The 19,220-nt window shown below is 71.8% G+C and carries 19 protein-coding genes; 10 read left to right on the top strand and 9 right to left on the bottom strand.

Translation table 11 applies throughout. The annotated features are described in order from the left end of the window. Positions 1-24: 24 nt before the first annotated feature. Positions 25-882: a LysR family transcriptional regulator gene (locus tag ACYQ1L_RS04335; RefSeq protein ID WP_460003022.1), complete on the bottom strand. Its 858-nt coding sequence runs from the start codon at positions 880-882 to the stop codon at positions 25-27. 75 nt (positions 883-957) lie between these two features. On the opposite strand from ACYQ1L_RS04335, the gene ACYQ1L_RS04330 reads away from it, so the two are divergent. The 3 genes from ACYQ1L_RS04330 to ACYQ1L_RS04320 all read left to right on the top strand — a co-directional run bounded on the left by ACYQ1L_RS04330 (position 958) and on the right by ACYQ1L_RS04320 (position 2,293). Then, positions 958-1,644, top strand: a complete 687-nt coding sequence (locus tag ACYQ1L_RS04330; RefSeq protein WP_460003021.1) for a LysE family translocator — start codon at positions 958-960, stop codon at positions 1,642-1,644. Positions 1,645-1,713: 69 nt separating this feature from the next. Continuing rightward, the gene (locus ACYQ1L_RS04325) at positions 1,714-2,070 is read left to right on the top strand and encodes a dihydrofolate reductase family protein (RefSeq protein ID WP_460003020.1); all 357 of its coding nucleotides are present in this window, start codon (positions 1,714-1,716) and stop codon (positions 2,068-2,070) included. Then, positions 2,063-2,293 carry a dihydrofolate reductase family protein gene (locus ACYQ1L_RS04320; RefSeq protein WP_460003019.1) on the top strand — a complete coding sequence of 77 codons (231 nt, stop codon included), beginning with the start codon at positions 2,063-2,065 and terminating at the stop codon, positions 2,291-2,293. Before ACYQ1L_RS04325 ends, ACYQ1L_RS04320 begins: the two co-directional genes overlap by 8 nt. A gap of 99 nt (positions 2,294-2,392) precedes the next feature. On the opposite strand, the gene ACYQ1L_RS04315 is transcribed toward ACYQ1L_RS04320, so the two are convergent. The 5 genes from ACYQ1L_RS04315 to gabT all read right to left on the bottom strand — a co-directional run bounded on the left by ACYQ1L_RS04315 (position 2,393) and on the right by gabT (position 9,117). Beyond that, positions 2,393-3,754, bottom strand: a complete 1,362-nt coding sequence (locus ACYQ1L_RS04315) for an NAD-dependent succinate-semialdehyde dehydrogenase (protein WP_460003018.1) — start codon at positions 3,752-3,754, stop codon at positions 2,393-2,395. A gap of 64 nt (positions 3,755-3,818) precedes the next feature. Continuing rightward, positions 3,819-5,282, bottom strand: coding sequence for an NAD-dependent succinate-semialdehyde dehydrogenase (locus tag ACYQ1L_RS04310; protein ID WP_460003017.1), 1,464 nt, complete (start codon positions 5,280-5,282; stop codon positions 3,819-3,821). A 56-nt stretch (positions 5,283-5,338) separates the two neighbouring features. Beyond that, positions 5,339-6,226, bottom strand: a complete 888-nt coding sequence (locus ACYQ1L_RS04305; protein WP_460003016.1) for a universal stress protein — start codon at positions 6,224-6,226, stop codon at positions 5,339-5,341. Then, positions 6,226-7,632, bottom strand: coding sequence for a flavin monoamine oxidase family protein (locus ACYQ1L_RS04300; protein WP_460003015.1), 1,407 nt, complete (start codon positions 7,630-7,632; stop codon positions 6,226-6,228). The genes ACYQ1L_RS04305 and ACYQ1L_RS04300 overlap by 1 nt, the downstream gene beginning before the upstream one ends. A gap of 123 nt (positions 7,633-7,755) precedes the next feature. Continuing rightward, positions 7,756-9,117: a 4-aminobutyrate--2-oxoglutarate transaminase gene (gene gabT / locus ACYQ1L_RS04295; protein ID WP_460003014.1), complete on the bottom strand. Its 1,362-nt coding sequence runs from the start codon at positions 9,115-9,117 to the stop codon at positions 7,756-7,758. Between the two features lie 112 nt (positions 9,118-9,229). Here gabT and ACYQ1L_RS04290 point away from each other — a divergent pair, with 112 nt between their 5' ends. Next, complete coding sequence (locus ACYQ1L_RS04290; RefSeq protein ID WP_460003013.1) at positions 9,230-10,720, top strand: helix-turn-helix domain-containing protein; 1,491 nt, start codon at positions 9,230-9,232, stop codon at positions 10,718-10,720. Positions 10,721-10,725: 5 nt separating this feature from the next. On the opposite strand, the gene ACYQ1L_RS04285 is transcribed toward ACYQ1L_RS04290, so the two are convergent. Continuing rightward, complete coding sequence (locus tag ACYQ1L_RS04285) at positions 10,726-11,424, bottom strand: MBL fold metallo-hydrolase (RefSeq protein WP_460003012.1); 699 nt, start codon at positions 11,422-11,424, stop codon at positions 10,726-10,728. 90 nt (positions 11,425-11,514) lie between these two features. On the opposite strand from ACYQ1L_RS04285, the gene ACYQ1L_RS04280 reads away from it, so the two are divergent. Both ACYQ1L_RS04280 and ACYQ1L_RS04275 read left to right on the top strand, forming a co-directional pair. Next, positions 11,515-12,078: a TetR-like C-terminal domain-containing protein gene (locus tag ACYQ1L_RS04280; protein WP_460003011.1), complete on the top strand. Its 564-nt coding sequence runs from the start codon at positions 11,515-11,517 to the stop codon at positions 12,076-12,078. A 109-nt stretch (positions 12,079-12,187) separates the two neighbouring features. Beyond that, positions 12,188-12,847, top strand: a complete 660-nt coding sequence (locus ACYQ1L_RS04275; RefSeq protein ID WP_460003010.1) for an amino acid deaminase — start codon at positions 12,188-12,190, stop codon at positions 12,845-12,847. 64 nt (positions 12,848-12,911) lie between these two features. Here the strand turns inward: ACYQ1L_RS04275 and ACYQ1L_RS04270 are convergent, their stop codons facing one another. After that, positions 12,912-14,363: a helix-turn-helix domain-containing protein gene (locus ACYQ1L_RS04270; RefSeq protein ID WP_460003009.1), complete on the bottom strand. Its 1,452-nt coding sequence runs from the start codon at positions 14,361-14,363 to the stop codon at positions 12,912-12,914. Between the two features lie 245 nt (positions 14,364-14,608). Here ACYQ1L_RS04270 and aceB point away from each other — a divergent pair, with 245 nt between their 5' ends. Next, a complete protein-coding gene (aceB, locus tag ACYQ1L_RS04265) occupies positions 14,609-16,213 on the top strand; it encodes a malate synthase A (protein ID WP_460005757.1) in 1,605 nt (534 codons plus the stop codon). Between the two features lie 116 nt (positions 16,214-16,329). Next, entirely contained in the window at positions 16,330-16,794 is a 465-nt protein-coding gene (rraA, locus tag ACYQ1L_RS04260; protein WP_460003008.1) for a ribonuclease E activity regulator RraA, read from the top strand. A gap of 5 nt (positions 16,795-16,799) precedes the next feature. Here rraA and ACYQ1L_RS04255 read toward each other — a convergent pair whose 3' ends face one another. Next, positions 16,800-17,270: an Lrp/AsnC family transcriptional regulator gene (locus ACYQ1L_RS04255; RefSeq protein ID WP_460003007.1), complete on the bottom strand. Its 471-nt coding sequence runs from the start codon at positions 17,268-17,270 to the stop codon at positions 16,800-16,802. A gap of 165 nt (positions 17,271-17,435) precedes the next feature. Between ACYQ1L_RS04255 and kynU the strand changes: the two genes are divergently transcribed. Beyond that, a complete protein-coding gene (kynU, locus tag ACYQ1L_RS04250) occupies positions 17,436-18,704 on the top strand; it encodes a kynureninase (protein ID WP_460003006.1) in 1,269 nt (422 codons plus the stop codon). A gap of 51 nt (positions 18,705-18,755) precedes the next feature. Further along, on the top strand, positions 18,756-19,205 hold the full coding sequence (locus tag ACYQ1L_RS04245) for a hypothetical protein (RefSeq protein ID WP_460003005.1): 450 nt from the start codon (positions 18,756-18,758) through the stop codon (positions 19,203-19,205). The last annotated feature ends 15 nt before the right edge of the window (positions 19,206-19,220 follow it).

Below are 19,220 nucleotides of genomic sequence, written 5' to 3'. Positions count from 1 at the left end.
CGATGAGCTGCCCGCGCGACCCCCTCAGGCGCCGCGGGCGAGGGCGGCCCGGAGGGCGGCGATCGGCGGCGGATCGGGCGGATCCCCGTACGTCGCGAGGAAGATGTGCCGTTCGGCGCCGGGGAGCTCGGTGGCGACGATGTCGGGGTGGCGGTGGGCGGCGAGCGCGAGCCCGGGGATCGTGGCCGCCCCCATCCCCGCGGCGACGAGCGCCTGTATCGCGACCATGTCGTCGGTCGAGTAGCGGATCCGCGGCTCGAAGCCCTCGCGCGCGCACAGCTCGACGAGGTGCTGCGTGCACCGCTCGCATCCGCCGACCCACGTCTCGTCCGCGAGCGCACGTATGCTCCCGACCGGATCCCGGGTGAGCACGTATGTCGGATCGTCCCGCAGGTGCTGCAGCCGGATCGGCCCCTCCTCGCGGTCGTCGTCGTAGCGGAACACGACGGCCGCGTCGACCGCGCCCCTGCGCAGCATCTCCAGAGCCTCCGGCGGGTGCGTGTCGACGATCTCGAGCTGCAGACCGGGGTGCTCCCGGCTCAGCCGGGCCGCTACCGGCGGAAGGAGGGCCACCACGGCCGTCGAGTAGGCGGCGATGCGCAGCCGGCCCGCGCCCAGGCTGACGTAGCTGGCGAGCTCCGCGCCGGCGGCGTCCAGGCGGCCGAGGATCTCCGACGCACGCTCCGCCAGGACCCGGCCCGCCTCCGTCAGGCGGACGCCGCGTCCGACGCGCTGGAGCAGCTGGGCGCCGCTCTCGCGCTCCAGGCGCGCGATGTGGTGACTCACCGACGGCTGCGAGTAGTTGAGCTCGCGCGCTGCGGCGGTCACGGATCCCGTTCGCGCGATCGCGTCCAGGACGCGCATCCTCGTCACATCCAGCATTCATCGATGGTATCTATCGGTCGGCCAGAATATGGGCATTGAACGTCATGAACGACGCAGGGCAGGCTGACGGTCATGGACACCGTTTCGACCTCCGCCGCGATCATGGGGGCGGTGTCGGCGTACGCCGTCGCCGCGGGACTGCTGACCGTGCTGCCCGGCCCGGATACGGCGATCGTGCTGGCGACGGCGCTCGACCGGGGCCGCCGGGATGCCGTGGCCGCCGCCTTCGGCGTGGCCGTCGCGCTGCTGCTGTGGGCTGCGGCGGCGAGCGCCGGAGTGGCCGCGCTGCTCCGCGCCTCCGCCGAGCTCTTCACGGTGTTCCGCATCGTGTGCGTCGCGTATCTGGTGTGGCTGGCGATCCGCGCTCTGCGCAGCGCCCTCCGGCAGCACCGCGCCGCGCCCGCGTCACCCGGCGCCGGCGGCCCGGACGCCGACGAGACCGCGCTCGCCCCCGCGCCGCGTCGGAAGGGCGGCGGAATCCGGCGGGCGCTGGTGACCGGGCTGCTGAACCCGAAGCTCGGCGTCTTCTTCGTCGTGTTCCTGCCGCAGTTCGTGCCGAGGAATCTGCCGACCGTCCCCATGACCATGCTGCTGGGAGCGGTGCAGGCCGCCGATGCGCTGGTCTGGTACCTGCTCGTCGGCGCGATCGCGACGGCCGCCAGCCGCCTGCTCAGCAGGCGCAGCGTGCGCCGCGCCATCGAGGGCGCGACGGGCGCCGTCTTCCTCTTCTTCGCCGGTCGCCTGGCGCTCGACGCCTGACGAACCCGGCGGATCCGTCCACCGCCTCACGACCACCGGGGAACCGGCCATCAACCGAAAGGAACGCACATGCGCAAGCTCATCGCTCAGCAATGGGTCACCCTCGACGACATCGTCGCGGAGGAGGACGGCGGGCTCGGCTTCGTGACCCCCCTGCCCTTCGACGACGCGCACCCGACCCCCTTCCAGGACCGGATCATGGCGATGATCGACTCCGTCGACACCCTGATCCTCGGTGCCAACACCTACCGCCAGTCCACCGGCTGGCCAGTCCACCGGCTGGGCGGACGCGACAGACCAGGGCAAGTAAGGGCGGAAACTGAACGAGCTCACCAAGTACGTCGCCTCCACCACGATGGACGAAGCGCCCTGGGGAGCCTTCCCTCCCGCGACCATCCCCGTCGATCCGCTGGCGACCGTGAGTGAGCTGAAGGAGCAGGACGGCAAGGACCTCTGGCTGTGGGGCAGCCTGACGCTTATGCAGTCGCTGTTCGAGGCCGGGCTGATCGACGAGGTGCTCCTGCTCGTGTGCCCCACGACGCGCGGTCGCGGACGCCGCTTCTTCCAGGACCGGCGCGACCTGGCCTTGCGCGAGGCGACCGGGTTCGACCACGGCGTGGTGCTGCTGCGCTACGCGGTGAAGCACTGACGCGGCGCGGAACGACGAAGGGGCGGGCGCCGCAGGATGTGCGACGCCCGCCCCTTCTCCTCCCGCTGAGTGCGGCGGGATGGGATCCCGTGGCCGGGCTCAGGCCACGCGGATGAGCTTCCTGTTCACGAACTCGTCCGCGGCGAGCAGGCCCAGCTCACGCGAGGTGCCGCTGCGCTTGACGCCGCCGAACGGCAGCTCGGGGCTGTCGGCGAGGACGACGTTCACGTAGACCATGCCCGCGTCGATCGCGTCCGCCACGCGCTGGGCCTGCTCCTCGTCCGTGGTGAACACGTAGGAGCCCAGGCCGAAGGACGTGTCATTCGCGAGGGCGACCGCGGCGGCCTCGTCGGCGACGCGATAGACCACGGCGGCCGGGCCGAACAGCTCCTCGCGATACACGTCCATCTCGGGCGTGACGTCGGCGAGCAGCGTCGGGGCGTAGAACGCACCGTCGCGGGTGCCTCCGGTGAGCAGCTTCGCGCCCTGCGCGACGGCGGTGTCGACCTGCTTCTGCAGGTTGATCGCGGCCTGCTCGGAGACGAGCGGGCCCAGCACCGTGTCCTCCTGGGTCGGGTCGGACGGCTTCACCGCGGAGAGCGCGGCGACGGCCTTCTCCACGAACGCGTCGTACAGCTCGTCCACGACGATGAAGCGCTTGGCGCCGTTGCAGGCCTGGCCGTTGTTGTCCAGACGCGCGTCCACGGCCGCCTGCACGGTCGCGTCCAGGTCGTCGGTCGAGAGCAGGATGAACGGGTCGGATCCGCCGAGCTCGAGAGCGACCTTCTTGAGGTTGCGGCCGGCGATCTCGGCGACGGCCGCGCCGGCGCGCTCGGAGCCGGTCACGGACACGCCCTGCACGCGCGGGTCGGCGATGATCGTCGCGGCCTGCTCGTTCGTGGCGTACACGTTCACGTAAGCGCCGTCGGGCAGACCGGCGTCGCGGTATATCTCCTCGAGGAACGCCGCGGACTCCGGGCACTGCGGGGCGTGCTTGAGGATGATCGTGTTGCCGAGCACGAGGTTCGGGCCCGCGAAGCGCGCCACCTGGTAGGCCGGGAAGTTCCACGGCATGATGCCGAACAGCACGCCCAGCGGGGCCCGGCGGATGACCGCGGTGCCCTCGCCGAGGATGTCGAGCGGCTGATCCGCCGTGATCTTCTCCGCGTTGTCGGCGTAGAACTCGATGATGTCGGCGGCGAAGTCCACCTCCCCCGCGGCGGCGGCGAGCGGCTTGCCCATCTCCCGGGTGATGATCGCGGCGAACTCGTCGCGGCGGGCGCGGTGCCCCTCGGCGATCCGGCGCACGACCGCGGCGCGCTCGGCGACAGGCGTGCGGCCCCAGACCGCGGCGGCCGCGTGGGCGCGCGCGACGGCGTCGTCGATCTGCGCGTCGGTGAAGGTCTCGTAGGTGGCCAGGGTCTCGCCCGTGGCCGGGTTGACGACGGCGTAGTCGCTCATTCCGGTTCCTTTCGTTGGTTCGATGCGACCGGCCCCCGCGGCGGACGCGGGGGCCGGTCGAGGCTCAGTCGACGGGGATCAGCGTGTACTTCGTGGAGAGGTACTCGTGGATGCCCTCGAAGCCGCCCTCGCGGCCGACGCCGGACTGCTTGACGCCGCCGAAGGGGGCCGCCGCGTTGGACACGACGCCCACGTTCAGACCCATCATGCCCGTCTCGAGCGCGTCGATCATGCGGTGACCGCGCGCGAGGTCCTGCGTGAAGACGTAGGACACCAGGCCGTACTCGGTGTCGTTCGCGAGGCGCACGGCCTCCGCCTCGTCCGCGAAGGTCGCGATCGCGAGCACCGGCCCGAAAATCTCCTCGCGGAGGATCTCGCTGCCGGCCTGCACGTTCGCGAGCACGGTGGGCTCGTAGAAGGATCCGACGCCCTCGACGGCCTTGCCGCCGGAGAGCAGCGTCGCACCGCGCTCCACCGCGTCGCCGACGAGCTCCGCGGCCTTGGCGACGGCGTCCTGGTCGATCAGGGGGCCGATCGTGACGCCCTCCTCGGTGCCGCGGCCGATCTTCATCGCGTTCACGCGCTCGGTGATGCGGCGGGCGAACTCGTCCGCGACGTCCTGGTGCACGATGAAGCGGTTGGCTGCGGTGCACGCCTGGCCGATGTTGCGGAACTTCGCCGCCAGCGCGCCTTCGACGGCCTTGTCCAGATCCGCGTCCTCGAACACCACGAACGGGGCGTTCCCGCCGAGCTCCATGGACACGCGCAGCACGCCCTCGGCCGCCTGGGCGATGAGCTTGCGGCCGACCTCGGTGGAGCCGGTGAAGGAGAGCTTGCGCAGACGCGGGTCGGCGATGATCGGGGCCGACAGCGCCGACGAGCGCGAGGTCTGCACGACGTTGACGACGCCGGCGGGCAGCCCTGCCTCCTCGAGCAGCTTCACGAAGTAGATCGTGGTGAGCGGCGTCAGTGCCGGGGGCTTGATGACCACGGTGCAGCCGGCCGCGAGCGCGGGCGCGATCTTGCGGGTCGCCATCGCGAACGGGAAGTTCCACGGCGTGACGAAGAACGACGGGCCGACCGGGCGCTGCGAGACGACCATGCGGCCGGTGCCCTCGGGGTTCAGGCCGTAGCGGCCGGAGATGCGCACGGCCTCCTCGCTGAACCAGCGCAGGAACTCGCCGCCGTAGACGACCTCGCCACGGGCCTCGGCCAGCGGCTTGCCCATCTCGACGGTCATGAGCAGCGCCAGGTCCTCCTTGTGCGCCTGCACGAGGTCGAAGGCGCGGCGGAGGATGTCGCTGCGGGTGCGCGGCGGGGTCGCGGCCCAGGCGTCCTGCGCGGCGACGGCCGCGTCGAGCGCGCGGATGCCGTCGGCCGGGGAGGCGTCGGCGATCGTGCGCACGATCTCGTTCGTGGCGGGGTCGCGCACGTCGAAGGTCTTGTCGCCTTCGGCGGCGACCCACTCGCCTGCGATGTAGAGCCCGGTGGGGACGCTCTCCAGCAGGGTCTTCTCCAGATCGGTCATGCGATCCTCCTTGTCAGATGCTTCGATTCTCTTGCAGTCGGGTGGTGCGGGTCCGGTCAGGACCCAGAGTCTGCGCTGTCGTCCAGGCGTGTGCGCGGTACGACGATCATGGGCACGGGGATGACGTCGAGCATCTTCGCCGCGGTCGAGCCGAGGAACAGCCGCCGCGGCTGCGCGAGCCGACTCGAGCCGACCAGGATCAGCTCCCCCGGCAGCCAGGCCAGGCGCGCCACGGCCTCCTCGACCGTGTCACCCGGCGCGCGCTCGAGCTCAGCGCGCACACCCTTCGGCAGCTCCATCTCCGCACGGGCCAGCACGTCGTCGCCGTGTGCAGCGCTGACCAGGCGGATGGCCTGGGGGTCGAATCCGCGCGGCACGTCGAAGGCCACGAGCGAGATCAGCCGCAGCGTCGCCCCGGTCGCGGCGGACAGCGCCACCGCGGCCTCGAGCAGCGCGTCGGCGCCGGGACGATTGCCGATCGCCGCGGTGATCCGCGGAATCGGCGCCTGCACGTCGACGCTGTGCGCGAATCCGGCGGGCGCCAGGGCCACCGGGATCGGCGAGGAGTGCAGCAGCGCCTGCGCGACGCTGCCCATCCGGTGCAGGCCGATCGTGGCGCCGTTGGCCGCTCCGACCACGATCAGCGCTGCGTCGAGCTCTTCGCCTGCGAGCACGAGAGCCTCCGCGAAGGAGTCGTGCGTGCGTACGTGCGTCGTATGAGAGACCCCGGTCGGGATCATCGCCTCCGCGTCATCGAGCCACTGCTTCGCCTGGCCCGCGATCGGGCTCTCCTGCCCCGCACCGGCGGATGCATCGCCGTGGCCGGGCAGGACCAGGAGCACGTGCAGGTGCCGCCGCGTGGCGCGGGCGAGTCTCACGCCCAGCGCCAGCGCGTCGGAACCGGTCTCCGTCGCCGTGTAGCCGACGACGATGGAGGTGGTCATCAGCCCTCGGCCGCCAGGGCGAGCTCGGCCGCGTCGTCGGCGACGCCGGTGCCGCGGTCGGCCTCGAGGATCTGCGCGGCGGCGAGGCGGCCCATGCGGATAGCGCCGTCGACGTGCTGGTAGCCGGCGCCGGCCAGGTCGGAGCAGGCGAAGTGGATCGGGCCGACCGCGGTGCGCAGGTCCTTGCCGTAGCGGTGCAGGCCGCCCATGTCGAAGCTGGCCGCGTACGCGCCGCGGGTCCACTCCTCGGTGCCCCAGTCGCTCTCGTAGTACACGACGGGATTCTTCGCCTCGGGGCCGTAGTAGTGCGACAGCGACTCGAGGATCCGCTCCTTGCGCTCCTCGGCGCTCAGCTCGAACACTCCGTCGGCGTTCTGGTCGCTGACGAAGCCGACCAGGGTGCCGCGCTCGTCGCCGTGGTTGGTGTTGTCGTACGCCTCGTGGCACAGCTCGTAGGGGCTGAAGGCGGTGCCGGACAGGCCCTGCTCGCGCCAGAACGGGCGGTCGTAGACGGCGTGCACCTTGATCACGAAGCCCATCGACAGGTGCTGGTGCATCTGGTGCTGGCGGCGCGGCAGCGGCGGCACGAACGAGATCCGGTTGTAGAGCACCGGGGCGTGCGCGAGGATCGCGTGGCGGGCGCGCACGGTGAGCGTGTCGGTGACGGCGGTGACGCCGTTCTCGTCCCACTCGAGGGTCCGCACGGGCTGGTTCAGCAGCACGTCGTCGCCGAGGCGCTCCGCGAGCAGCAGCGGCACCTGCTGCAGACCGCCCACGACGCGCTTGTCCAGGATGAAGTCGGCGTCGACGAGGTGCGAGTAGGAGCCGGCCGACGCCGCCATGAGCAGCGACTGCAGCAGCGAGAACGCGTGCGTCGGCTTGGTGAGCATCGCGGATCCGGTCGCGAACGCGAGGTTGCGCACGGCCTCGTCGTCGTCGGTCTGCTGGCGCAGCCATGCGTCCCAGGTGATCGAGTCCCACTCGGCGGCCTTCGGGTGCGCGTACGGACGGTCGGGATCGATCTCCGCGACCATCGCGTCGAGGCGGTCGGTGATCTCGGCGATGACCTTCTCGGTCTCGGCCGAGACGGGGAACATCTCGCCCGTGAAGCGGTGCAGCACGCCGTCGGGTCCGACGTAGACGCTGTCGCCCTCGCGGTAGCGGCTGAAGGTCTCCAGCCCGAGCTCGTCGATCGTCTCGATCAGCGCGTCCTGGTCGGGCGACACCCACTGGCCGCCGATCTCGAGCATCGCGCCGTCGATGACGTCGGTCCAGAGCCGGCCGCCGACCCGGTCACGGGCCTCCAGCACCACGACCGACAGACCCGCCTTGCGCAGTTCGTTCGCGGCGGTGGTGCCTGCGGCGCCCGCTCCCACGATGAGCACGTCACGGGTGATATCGGCCAATTTCGACTCCTTCATCGGTCTCGCACCGTCCGGTGCGCTGTGCAGGTCTCCCTGCGGTTGTTTCTTCAGGAAAGTTGCCGGGCGCGATCCAGCATCCCCCGATCCCGATCGCGCCCGGACGTCTCAGTGCGCCGCGAGCGCGGCGGCGACGATGTCCAGACCCTCGTTGAGGAGGTCGTCGCCGATCGTCAGCGGCGGGAGGAAGCGGATCACGTTGCCGAACGTGCCGCAGGTGAGGACGATGACGCCCTGGGCGATCGCGGCCTTGGCCACCGCGCCGGTGAGCGCGGCGTCCGGGGCGCCGGTCGTCGGGTCGACGAACTCGGCGGCGATCATGGCGCCGTGCCCGCGGATGTCGCCCAGGCGCGGGTCGGCCGCCTGGATCTCGGCGAGACGGCCCTTGAGCAGGGCCCCGATCTCGGCCGCGCGCTCGACGAGGCCGTCGTTCTCGTAGGCGTCGATCGCGGCGAGCGCGGCGGCGCAGGCGACGGGGTTGCCTCCGTAGGTGCCGCCGAGGCCGCCGCTGTGCGACGCGTCCATGATCTCGGCGCGGCCGGTGACCGCCGCGAGCGGCATGCCGCCGGCGATGCCCTTCGCGGTGGTGATCAGGTCGGGCTCGATGCCGAAGATCTCGCTCGCGAACATCGCGCCGGTGCGGCCGAAGCCGGTCTGCACCTCGTCGGCGATGAAGACGACGCCGTTCGCGCGGCACCAGTCGAGGATCGCGGGCAGGTAGCCGTCGGCCGGGACGATGAAGCCGCCCTCGCCCTGGATCGGCTCGATGATGACGGCGGCCAGGTTGTCCGCGCCGATCTGCTTCTCGAGCTGCAGGATCGTGCGGGCGGCCGCCTCGGCGCCGGACAGGCCGTCGCGGAACGGGTAGGAGGCCTGGGCGCGGTACACCTCGGGGGCGAACGGGCCGAAGCCGCTCTTGTAGGGCATGGCCTTGGCGGTGAGGGCCATGGTGAGGTTGGTGCGGCCGTGGTAGCCGTGGTCGAAGGCGACGACCGCCTGGCGGCCGGTGTGCTTGCGGGCGATCTTGATCGCGTTCTCGACGGCCTCGGCGCCGGAGTTGAACAGCGCGCTCTTCTTGGCGAAGTCGCCCGGGGTGAGACGGTTCAGGGCCTCGGCCACCTCCACGTAGGACTCGTACGGCGAGACCATGAAGCAGGTGTGCGTGAACTGCGCGGCCTGGGCGGCGATGGCCGCGGCGACCTTCGGGTGAGCGTTGCCGACGGTGGTCACGGCGATGCCGGATCCGAGGTCGATGAGCGAGTTGCCGTCCGCGTCGACGACGACACCGCCGCCGGCGGCGACGGCCGCGACGGGGACCGTGTGACCGACGCCGGCCGCGACCGCGTCGGCCTTGCGGGCGAGGATCTCAGCCGAGCGGGGACCGGGGAGCTCGGTGACGAGGCGGCGCTCCTGGGGAAGGGAGGGTCCGCCGAGGGGAAGCGTGTCTGCCTGTGCGTCGATGGTGCTCATGGCCACGAGATTACGGACGTCATGGCCCCGAGGCATTCGCCGGTGCGTACAATCTGGGTGACGAATTCGCCGGTACGTCCATGCCTGCGTCGACGAGGAAGGCACCCCGCCGATGGAACTGGAGCCCACCCTGCGCACCCTGCTGGGGCGACGCGACCTGCATCTGCGCCTGGTCGGCGACGAGGCGGCGCTGCCGGCCGGATCCCTCGACCACCCGCTGCGCTGGGTGCACAACTCCGACCTCACCGATCCCACGCCGTTCCTCACCGACGACCTGGCGCTGCTCACGACCGGCACGCAGTTCGCGGATGACGACAGCGCGGGCGTGCACGCCTACGTGCACCGGCTCGTGGACCGCGGGGTGGTCGGCCTCGGCTTCGGCACCGAGGTGCACCGCAGCGGCATCCCGGCCGACCTCGCCGACGCCTGCGCGGCCGCGAGCCTGCCCCTGTTCGAGGTGCCCTACGGCACGCCGTTCCTCGCCGTCGCCCGGGCGCACGCCGAGGCGATCGCCGCCCAGACGTACGCGCGGCGCACCTGGGCACTGGAGACGCAGCGCGCTCTGTCCGTGGCCGCCCTGCGGCCCCGCGGCCTGGAGTCGACGCTCACCGAGCTCTCCCGGCGATTGGGATGCTGGGTGGGCATGTACGACGCAGCGGGGCAGCTCGTGCACGAGCATCCGGTCGGCGGCTCCTCCCCCGCCGTCGACGAGGCGGCCGCGGACCTGCTCGCCCGCGGCGGATCCGCGAACCGGGTCGTCGAGGCCGGCGACGCGGCGCACACGCTGCTGACCGTGGGCCGCGCCGGGCACCTCCGCGGAGTCGTCGCGATCGCGACGGGGACCCTGGACCCGGAGACCCGCGGCGTGGTGACCTCGGTCATCGCGATGGCGGGCCTGTCGCTCGAGCAGAGCGAGCAGCTCGCCCGCAGCCGCCGCCGGCTGCATCGTCAGCTGCTGGCCTCGCTGCTGGCCGACGATCCGACGCTCGCCCGCCGCGTGCTCGGCTCGCTCCCGCCGGCGCCCATCGTGGTCGCCGTGGCGGCGGGCGAACGCCAGGGGACGGTCGTGGAGTGGTGGGAGCGGCAGACCGCGGAGGTGCCCGCCGCCTTCCTCGCGGAGTCGGAGGACGGGCTCGTGATGTGCCTCGCGGTGGCCGACGCCGGGGTGCTGGACGAGGTCGTCGCCCGCACCGGGGTGCGCATCGGCGTCTCCGCGCCCGAGGAGTACGCCGGGTTCTCGCGCGCGCACGCGCAGGCGCTCACCGCCCTGCGCCGCGCGGGCGAGGGCGTGGCGCGCTACGCCGACACCGCGGAGGACAGCGTGCTCGCGGCGTTCGCGACCGACGAGGCGCGACTCATCGCGGAGTCGCGGCTGGCACCGCTGCGGCAGCACGACGCGCAGGAGCGCACGGAGCTCGAGCGGTCGCTGCGGGTGTGGCTGGAGCACGACACCCGGCTGGAGCCGGCCGCGGCCGCGCTCGGCGTGCACCGCCACACCCTGCGCACCCGGATCGCGCAGGCGGCGACGATCCTGGATGCAGACTTGACGTCGTTCCCCGCGCGCGCCGAGCTCTGGGCGACGCTGCGCACCGCCGGCGACTGAGTCCCTCAGCGCTTGAGCACCGCGAGCATGTCGGCGGCGGTGCCCTGGAAGATCGGGCCGTGGCCGACCACGATCGTGCGCTCGGGCAGGTCGCGCAGACGCTCGAGGCTGGCCGGGGTGACCTCGGGATCGTCGCTGAACGGGCCGACCTGCACGTCCGACGAGCCGTTGAGCACGTGCCGGGTGGTGATGGCGTCGCCCACGAAGATCGCGTCGACCGCGGGTACGCGGATCGCCACGGATCCGGCCGAGTGCCCGGGCATGCCGATGATCTCGGGGGATCCGGGCAGGTCGAGCACGTCGCCGTCCCGCACCGTGCGCACCGCACCGAGGTGCTTCGGGCGCAGGCCGCCGCGGCGCAGTGCGGCGGCGAAGAACTGCAGCGTGGGACCCAGGCGCATCGCGCCGCCGGAAGCGGAGGGCGTCTTCTCCCCCTGCGCCCGTCCCGCATCGGCCTCGTGCACGTACGTCGGCACGCCGTGCTCGGTGCGCAGCCACTCGGCGACGCCGATGTGGTCGCTGTCGCCGTGAGTCAGCACGACGCCGCGGATGTCGGCGACACTGCGCCCGGCGGCGGCGAGCGCCTGCTGCAGGATCCGGCGGTCGCCCGGGAGCCCTGCGTCGATGAGCGTGACGCCCTCGTCCGTGACGACGGCGTGCATGGCGACGATGTCGTCGCCGATCCGGAGAAGTTCTGCGTTCATGATGGCTACGTTATATAGCTATCATGGCTACTGTCAATAGCCTTATGATGAAGTCTTCCTGATCGGGACGTCGTCGCAGAGGAGGAGAGCATGCCCGCACCGCAGCGCGTCACGCGCGCCGCACTCACCGCCGCCGCGCGCGCGATCGCCGAGCAGGACGGGATCGACGCCGTCACGATCAGCGCCGTCGCCGCGGCCGTGGGCGTCCGGGCCCCGAGCCTGTACAAGCACGTCGCGCATCGCCACGACCTGCTGCGCCTCATCGCCGACGACGCGGCCCGCGAGCTCGGCGAGGACATCGCGGAGCTCACCGGATCCGCCGGGGATCCCGCCGCAGCGATCCGGGCGATCGCGCGCGCCTTCCGCGCCTTCAGCCGCCGCTCGCCGCGATCCGCGTCGCTGCTGTTCGCGGGCGCCGCCCTGAGCGACGAGCCGCCGTCCGACGGGATGCGCGCGCTGACCGCGACGCTTCTCGACGCTGTGCGCGCCGCCGCCCCCGGCGATCCGCTTGCCGCCGCCCGGACGCTGACCGCGTGGGCGCACGGCTTCTGCACCATGGAGCAGGCCGGGGCGTTCCAGCTCGGCGGTGACGTGGACGCCGCCTTCGAGTTCGGGCTGACCACGCTGGTCGAGGGTCTCACCTCCGGCGGCTGACGGCTCTCCCGCGGGGCGCGCATCCCGCGGTCCCTCGTCGCGCCCGGTGCGGCGGACCCGGCGCCGTGGCTCCTGCCCCCGAGGCGGGTACGCGGCGTAGGGTGTCGTCATGGCACGGATCGAGGATCTGGATCGCGTGGCTTCGGCCGCCGCGGACGTCGCCCCGGACGCCGCCGCAACGCAGCTGGCCGCGCTGGAGGAGCTCGTCGCGGCCGTCGACGCGGACCGCGCCGCCGGGACGTTCACTCGCTGGGGCCGCGCCGTGGTGCGGGACCCGCGCACGGGCGCAGAGCTGCTGCCCCGGCCGCTGTTCGAGGCGCTGCACGACTGCGCCGGGCTCGACGCATCGTGGCCCGTCGGCAACGCGGGGCTGCTGCAGACCTATGGGTCGCTGCTCTCGCCGGATGCGCCGGCGGAGCACAGCCGGGAGCGCTGGTTCGGCGGCGCGCTGGCCACAGCCCTCGGACTCGACCCCGGCGCCTTCGCACCATGGGCCGGCCAGCGCACGCTGCTCAGCCGCGCGACGGAGGCGGCCGCCGTGCTGATCGCCTCGGGCGGCGAGTTCTCCTGGTACTCCCTCGCCGACGGACGCGCCACCCGCGCGGTGCTCAGCCACGAGCGCGCCGGATCCCGAGCGTTCGCCTACGCCGTCGCCCCGGAGCCGGGGTTCGCCCCGCTCCTGGTCGCCCTGTTCCCGGTGGCGGACGCCGAGCCGCTCCGCCGGGAGCTGGACGAGGCGTCGTCGCGGCTGCGCTGGGGCGCTGCCTGAGCGGGCACGCGCCTGAGTCGCCGGGGCCCGACGGCGCAGCGCCCGAAGCCGCCACGCCCGCAGCTCAGGCCGGTGCGTGCGCCTCGAGAAACTCGTAGACGTCGGTCGTGTCGACGCCCGGGAACGCCCCCGTCGGCAGCGTCGCCAGCAGGGTGCGCGGGGTGCGCACGTTCGGCCACGCCTGATCCCTCCAGCGCGCCTCGAGCTCGGCGGGCGCGCGCCGGCAGCACACCTCGACGGAGTGCTTGGAGACGCCGCGATTGGGGGTGTCCCGCCCGATGAACCACTTGGTGTCGTCGAAGCGCACGCCCACGCTCACGGAGTGCAGGCCCTCGCTGGACGGCTCGACCCGGGCGGTGCACCAGTACGTGCCGTTGCCGGTGTCGGTGTACTGGTAGTACGGGTTGAACCGGTCCTCGACATCGAAGACGACCCGGCTGGTCCACTTGCGGCAGCACATCTGCCCCTCGATGGATCCGAGCCGGTCGGTCGGGAAGTTCACGTCGTCGTTCTCGTACGCCTTGGTGATGGTGCCCGACTCGTGCACCTTGAGGAAGTGCACGGGGATGTCGAGGTGCCGGGTGGCGAGGTTCGTGAACCGGTGCGCTGCGGTCTCGTACGACACCGAGTACGCGTCGCGCAGGTCCTCGATCGAGATCGCGCGACGCTGCTTCGCATCCTTGAGCACGGGGACGAGATGCTCCTCCGGCATGAGCAGCGCGCCGGTGAGGTAGTTGGTCTCGACGCGCTGGCGCAGGAACTCGGCATAGCTGCGCGGCTCGGAATGCCCCAGGATCCGGCTCGACAGCGCCTGCAGCACCGCGGTGCGCGCATCGCCCTTCCCGGGCACGCGGCTGGACAGGTACAGCCGCCCGTGCGCGAGGTCGGCCACACTGCGCGTGGACTGCGGCAGGTCGGGCGCGTAGTGCAGCGTGAACCCGAGATGCGCGGCGATGTCGCTCGCCGTGCGCTGCGTGAGGGGCCCGCCCGGGTGGCGCACCGCCGCCAGGATCTCCGCCGCCTTCTGCTCGAGATCCGCGAAGTGGTTGTCCTGGCTGCGCATGAGGTGGCGCAGCTCGAGGTTCGCCCGGCGCGCCTCCTCGGGCGTGGCGGAGCGCTCGTCGCGCAGCCGCTCGATCTCGCCGTGCAGCGCGAGCAGCGCCCGGAGCGCCTCATCCGGCACGGTCTTCGCGATGCGGAACGGCGCGATGCCGAGGGCCTGGAACGTCTGCCCCTTCATCGCGCGTTCGACGGCGATCTCCATGCCGCTGCGCTCGTCCAGCGGAGCCTCGGCGAGGATCTGGTCGATCGTCGTGTCCAGGGCGCGGGCGATCGCGTGCAACTGGGTGAGCTTGGGCTCGCGCTTGCCCGTCTCGATCATCGACACCTGGCTGGGCGCGCGGTCGATCTCGGTCGCGAGCTGCTCGAGCGTCATCCCCCGGGCGGTGCGGAGCTGCCGGATGCGCCGTCCGATGGTGAGGGCATCGACCTCTTCTGCCGTGTCTGCGGTGACCATGCGGCCGATTCTGTCATGAAAACAGAATTCTGAACAAACTTCTCTCCGAAATTGGTCGGCCATGCCGGCGAACTTCACCCAGAGTGGTCTCACACACCACCAGCCGCTTCGCCGGTCCCGGAGCTCGCCGAAGGGCCGTGCCGACCGACATCTCACGGAGGAGACAGATCATGACCATTCCCACGGCGTCGCCGACCGCCCCGATCCGGATCGTCGGCACCGTCCCGTCCGCCGAGGGCCCCTCGATGCGCATCACGGGCCCGATGCACCAGCGCTACGCGGAGATCCTGACCCCCGCAGCGGTCGCGTTCCTCACCGAGCTGCACCACCGCTTCGCCGGCCGCCGGCACGACCGTCTGGCGGACCGCATGCGCCGCCGCTTCGAGATCGGCAACGGCCACGACCCGCGCTTCCGCGACGACACCCGGCACATCCGCGAGGACGCCGACTGGCGCGTGGCGGGCGCCGGCCCGGGGCTCGAGGATCGCCGGGTCGAGATCACCGGCCCCACGGATCCGAAGATGACCATCAACGCCCTGAACTCGGGCGCGAGGGTCTGGCTGGCCGACCAGGAGGATGCGACGAGCCCCACCTGGCGCAACGTCATCGGAGGCCAGCTGTCGCTGCGCGACGCGATCCGCGGTCGTCTGACCTACACGAGCGAGGACGGCAGGGAGTACCGCGTCACCGCCGAGCAGACCCCGACGATCGTGATGCGCCCGCGTGGCTGGCACCTGGTCGAGAAGCACCTCGAGTTCACCGACCGCACCGGCCGCCGCATGGACGCCTCGGGATCCCTGGTCGACTTCGGCCTCTACTTCTTCCACAACGCACAGGCGCTCATCGAGGGCGGCCGGGGGCCGTACTTCTACCTCGCCAAGATCGAGTCGAGCGAGGAGGCGAAGCTCTGGAACGACGTGTTCACGTTCAGCGAGGAGTACTTCGGGATCCCCCGCGGCACGATCCGCGCGACGGTGCTCATCGAGACGCTGCCCGCGGCGTTCGAGATGGAGGAGATCCTGTTCGAGCTGCGCGAGCACTGCGCGGGTCTGAACGCCGGCCGCTGGGACTACATCTTCTCGATCATCAAGAACTACCGCGGCCGCGGCGCCCGGTTCGTGCTGCCGGACCGCAGCGAGGTCACGATGACGGTGCCGTTCATGCGGGCCTACACCGAACTGCTCGTGAAGACCTGCCACAAGCGGGGCGCCTTCGCGATCGGCGGGATGAGCGCCTTCATCCCCAACCGGCGCGACCCCGAGGTGACGGCGCGGGCGATCGAGAAGGTCGCCGCCGACAAGAAGCGGGAGGCCGGCGACGGCTTCGACGGCACCTGGGTGGCGCACCCCGACCTGATCCCCACCGCGCAGGCGGAGTTCGACGCGGTGCTGGGCGACCGCCCCAACCAGATCGACCGGCAGCGCGACGACGTGCAGGTGCGTGCCGAGGACCTGCTGGACGTGCACATCGGACGGCCCATCACGGCCGAGGGCGTGCGGGACAACGTCTCCGTGGCGATCCGCTACATCGAGGCGTGGCTGCGCGGGATCGGCGCCGTGGCGATCGACAACCTCATGGAGGACGCCGCGACCGCCGAGATCAGCCGCTCGCAGGTCTGGCAGTGGATCCACCAGGGTCAGTCCACGCAGGACGGCACGCCGATCACCGCAGACTACGTCGAGGGGCTGATCACCGCCCTGCTCGCGGAGATCCCTCGCCCTTCGACAGGCTCAGGGACCACCGACCGCTTCGACGATGCGGCCGACGTGTTCCGCGAGGTGGCGCTGCGACCGGAGTTCCCTGCGTTCCTCACACTGAACGCGTACGCCCAGCACCTCGTCGAGGACTGACGATCGCTTCATCCCCCGCCGAGACTCAGTCGATTCGGCGCCTGCAGGATCCTTGACCGGATCCGAACGGCGCGATCGACTGAGTCTCGGCATGTCCAGAGCATGAAAGGGCCCCCATGACCTCCACCGCCGACCTCTACGACGAGCACGGCGACGCACTGCAGTCCCTCGCCCTGCAGCTGCGCGACTTCGGCGGGCGCGTCGCCTTCGAAGGCCCCCTCCGCACCGTGCGCTGCTTCCAGGACAACCAGCTCGTCAAGGAGCTGCTCGCCACGGACGGCGAGGGCGCCGTGCTCGTGATCGACGGATCAGGCTCCCTCGGCACCGCACTCATGGGCGACATGATCGCGGAGAGCGCGGTCGCCCACGGCTGGGCCGGCGTGGTCGTCCACGGCGCGATCCGCGACAGCGCCGCGATCGGGCGCCTCCCGATCGGCGTGAAGGCGCTCGGCACCAACCCGCGCAAGAGCGGCAAGACCGGGACCGGCGAGACCGACATCGTGCTGCGCTTCGGCGACGTCGAGTTCCGCCCGGGCGCCCGGCTGTACGCCGACGAGGACGGCGTGCTCGTCGAGCGCTGACCCGGTCAGGAGGGGATGACGGCGGCGCCGGGGTGCTGTTCGAAGATGAGCTGCGTCTGCGTCTGCCCCAGCGCCGGATCGGATCCGAGGTGCGCACGCAGGAAGTCGCGGAGCGCCGGAACGCTCTCGCAGGCGACGTGGATGACGAGGTCGTGCACGCCGCCGATCAGGAACACCCGCTGCACGCCGGGGACGTCGCGCAGGCGCGCCGTGATCGAGGGCACGTGGTCGCGCGCATCGTCCTTCACCGCCACGAGGATGAGCGCCTCGACGCCCGCGCCCGCCGCTACCGGATCGAGCTCGGCGTGGTAGCCGCGGATCACGCCGGCGTCCTCGAGCGCACGGACGCGGCCATGGCAGGTGGAGCGGGGCAGCCCCACCCGTGCGGCGAGCTCCTTGTTCGAGAGCCGCCCATCGCGGGCGAGCTCGTCCAGGATCCGCCGATCCGTCGGCGTGAGCCGGATCGCGTTCGCCATGATGCCCTCCCTGGCGCCACTTCTCCGGTCGCGAGCCGTTGTCGGTGCGAATTCTCGGAGATCTGACGAGATTCTAGGCGCCAGCCCGAAGAATCGTCATGATGGATGCCAGCTGTGCGGATCCCGATCCTTCCGCGCAGTCGGCCGAACCAGGAGGACCATGCCATGACGAACCCGGCGCCGCTCAGCACCCGCGAGCAGTGCGTCCAGGCGGACGCGAACGACCCGCTCGCCTGGCTGCGCGAGCGCTTCGCGCTGCCTGAAGGAGTCGTCTACCTCGACGGCAACTCGCTCGGCGCGCGGCCCCGCGATGCCGCGGCGCGCGCCGCCTTCGTGGTGGAGCAGGAGTGGGGCACCGACCTCATCGGCAGCTGGAACAAGCACCACTGGTTCGACCTGCCGACGCGGATCGGGGCGAAGATCGGCCGCCTCATCGGCGGCGGCGACGGCGAGTGCGTCGCCACCGACACCACTTCCGTGAACGTGTTCAAGGCGGTCTCCGCGGCTCTGCGGATCCAGCAGGACGACGCGCCGTCCCGACGGGTGATCGTCTCGGAGCGGGAGAACTTCCCCACCGATCTGTACATCGTCGAGGGCCTCATCGCGCTGCTCGACCGCGGTTACTCGCTGCGACTGATCGACGCGCCGGAGGACCTCGACGCCGCGCTCGACGAGGACGTCGCGGTGGTCCTGCTCACCGAGGTGAACTACCGCAGCGGGCATCTGTGGGACATGGCGGACACCACGCGCCGCATCCACGACGTCGGCGCTCTGGCGGTGTGGGACCTCTGCCATTCCGTCGGAGCGGTGCCCGTGCAGGTCGCCGCGGCCGGCGCGGACTTCGCCGTCGGCTGCACCTACAAGTACCTGAACGGGGGACCCGGCTCCCCCGCCTTCGCGTGGATCGCCGGCCGCCACCTCGACCGCGTGCAGACGCCGCTGACCGGCTGGTGGGGGCACGACCACCCGTTCGCGATGACCGACTCGTACGCCCCCGCGCCCGGCGGGCGCCGGTTCCTCGTCGGCACGCAGCCGATCCTGTCCCTGGCGACCATGGAGGTCGGCGTGGACATGCACCTCGAAGCGGATCAGGAGGCCCTGCGGCGCAAGTCGCTCGCGCTGACGTCCCTGTTCATCCAGCTCGTGGAGTCCCGGGTCGCGCATCACCCGCTCACCCTGATCACACCCCGCGAGGACGCCCGTCGCGGCAGTCACGTCTCGTTCCGCCACCCGGAGGGCTACGCGGTGATGAAGGCCCTGATCGCGAACGGCGTGATCGGCGACTACCGCGAGCCCGAGGTCCTGCGTTTCGGGATCGCCCCGATGTACATCGGCTACGCCGACGTGTGGGACTCCGTGGAGACCGTGCGCCGCGTGCTCGACGAGGAGCTGTGGCGCGCGCCCGAGTTCCAGGAGCGCGACGCGGTCACCTGAGCCGTCCGCTCGCCCGTGCCGGCCTGAGTGCGCAGCGCCTACGCTGGGGGCATGCCCTCCTCCGCCGGCCACGCCTCCGTGTTCGGGGACGTCGCGGATCAGTTCCTGCGCGACTATCCCCGTGGCGCACGCCTGTTCGCGGTGGCGAGCACGGACGCGCAGCGCTCCGCGAAGTTCGCCGATGTCGTGGCGGCCGAGCTGCGTACCCGCGGCGTCTCGGCGTCGATCGCCGCACAGGACGACCGGGGAGAGGATGCGCTGCGCGACGCGGTGGTCACACCCTTCCGCGGCGCGCGGGACGATGCGGTGCTGATCATCTCCGGCACGACGAGTATGCTCGCCGGGCGCACCCGGGGGCTGTGGCACTACTCGGTGTGGCTGATCGACGGCGACGAGGTGCCGCACACCGGCGCGACCGCGCTCGTCGACGTGACGGATCCCGATGCGCCCGCCCGGCGTCTCGCGGACTACTGCGCCGTGCCGCCGTCGTTCCTCACCTGAACCGGGACTGCGGGC

This window comes from Microbacterium xylanilyticum, assembly GCF_054654695.1.
The sequence above is the reverse complement of the archived record's forward strand: the minus strand, read 5'-3'. Positions and strand labels throughout refer to the sequence as shown.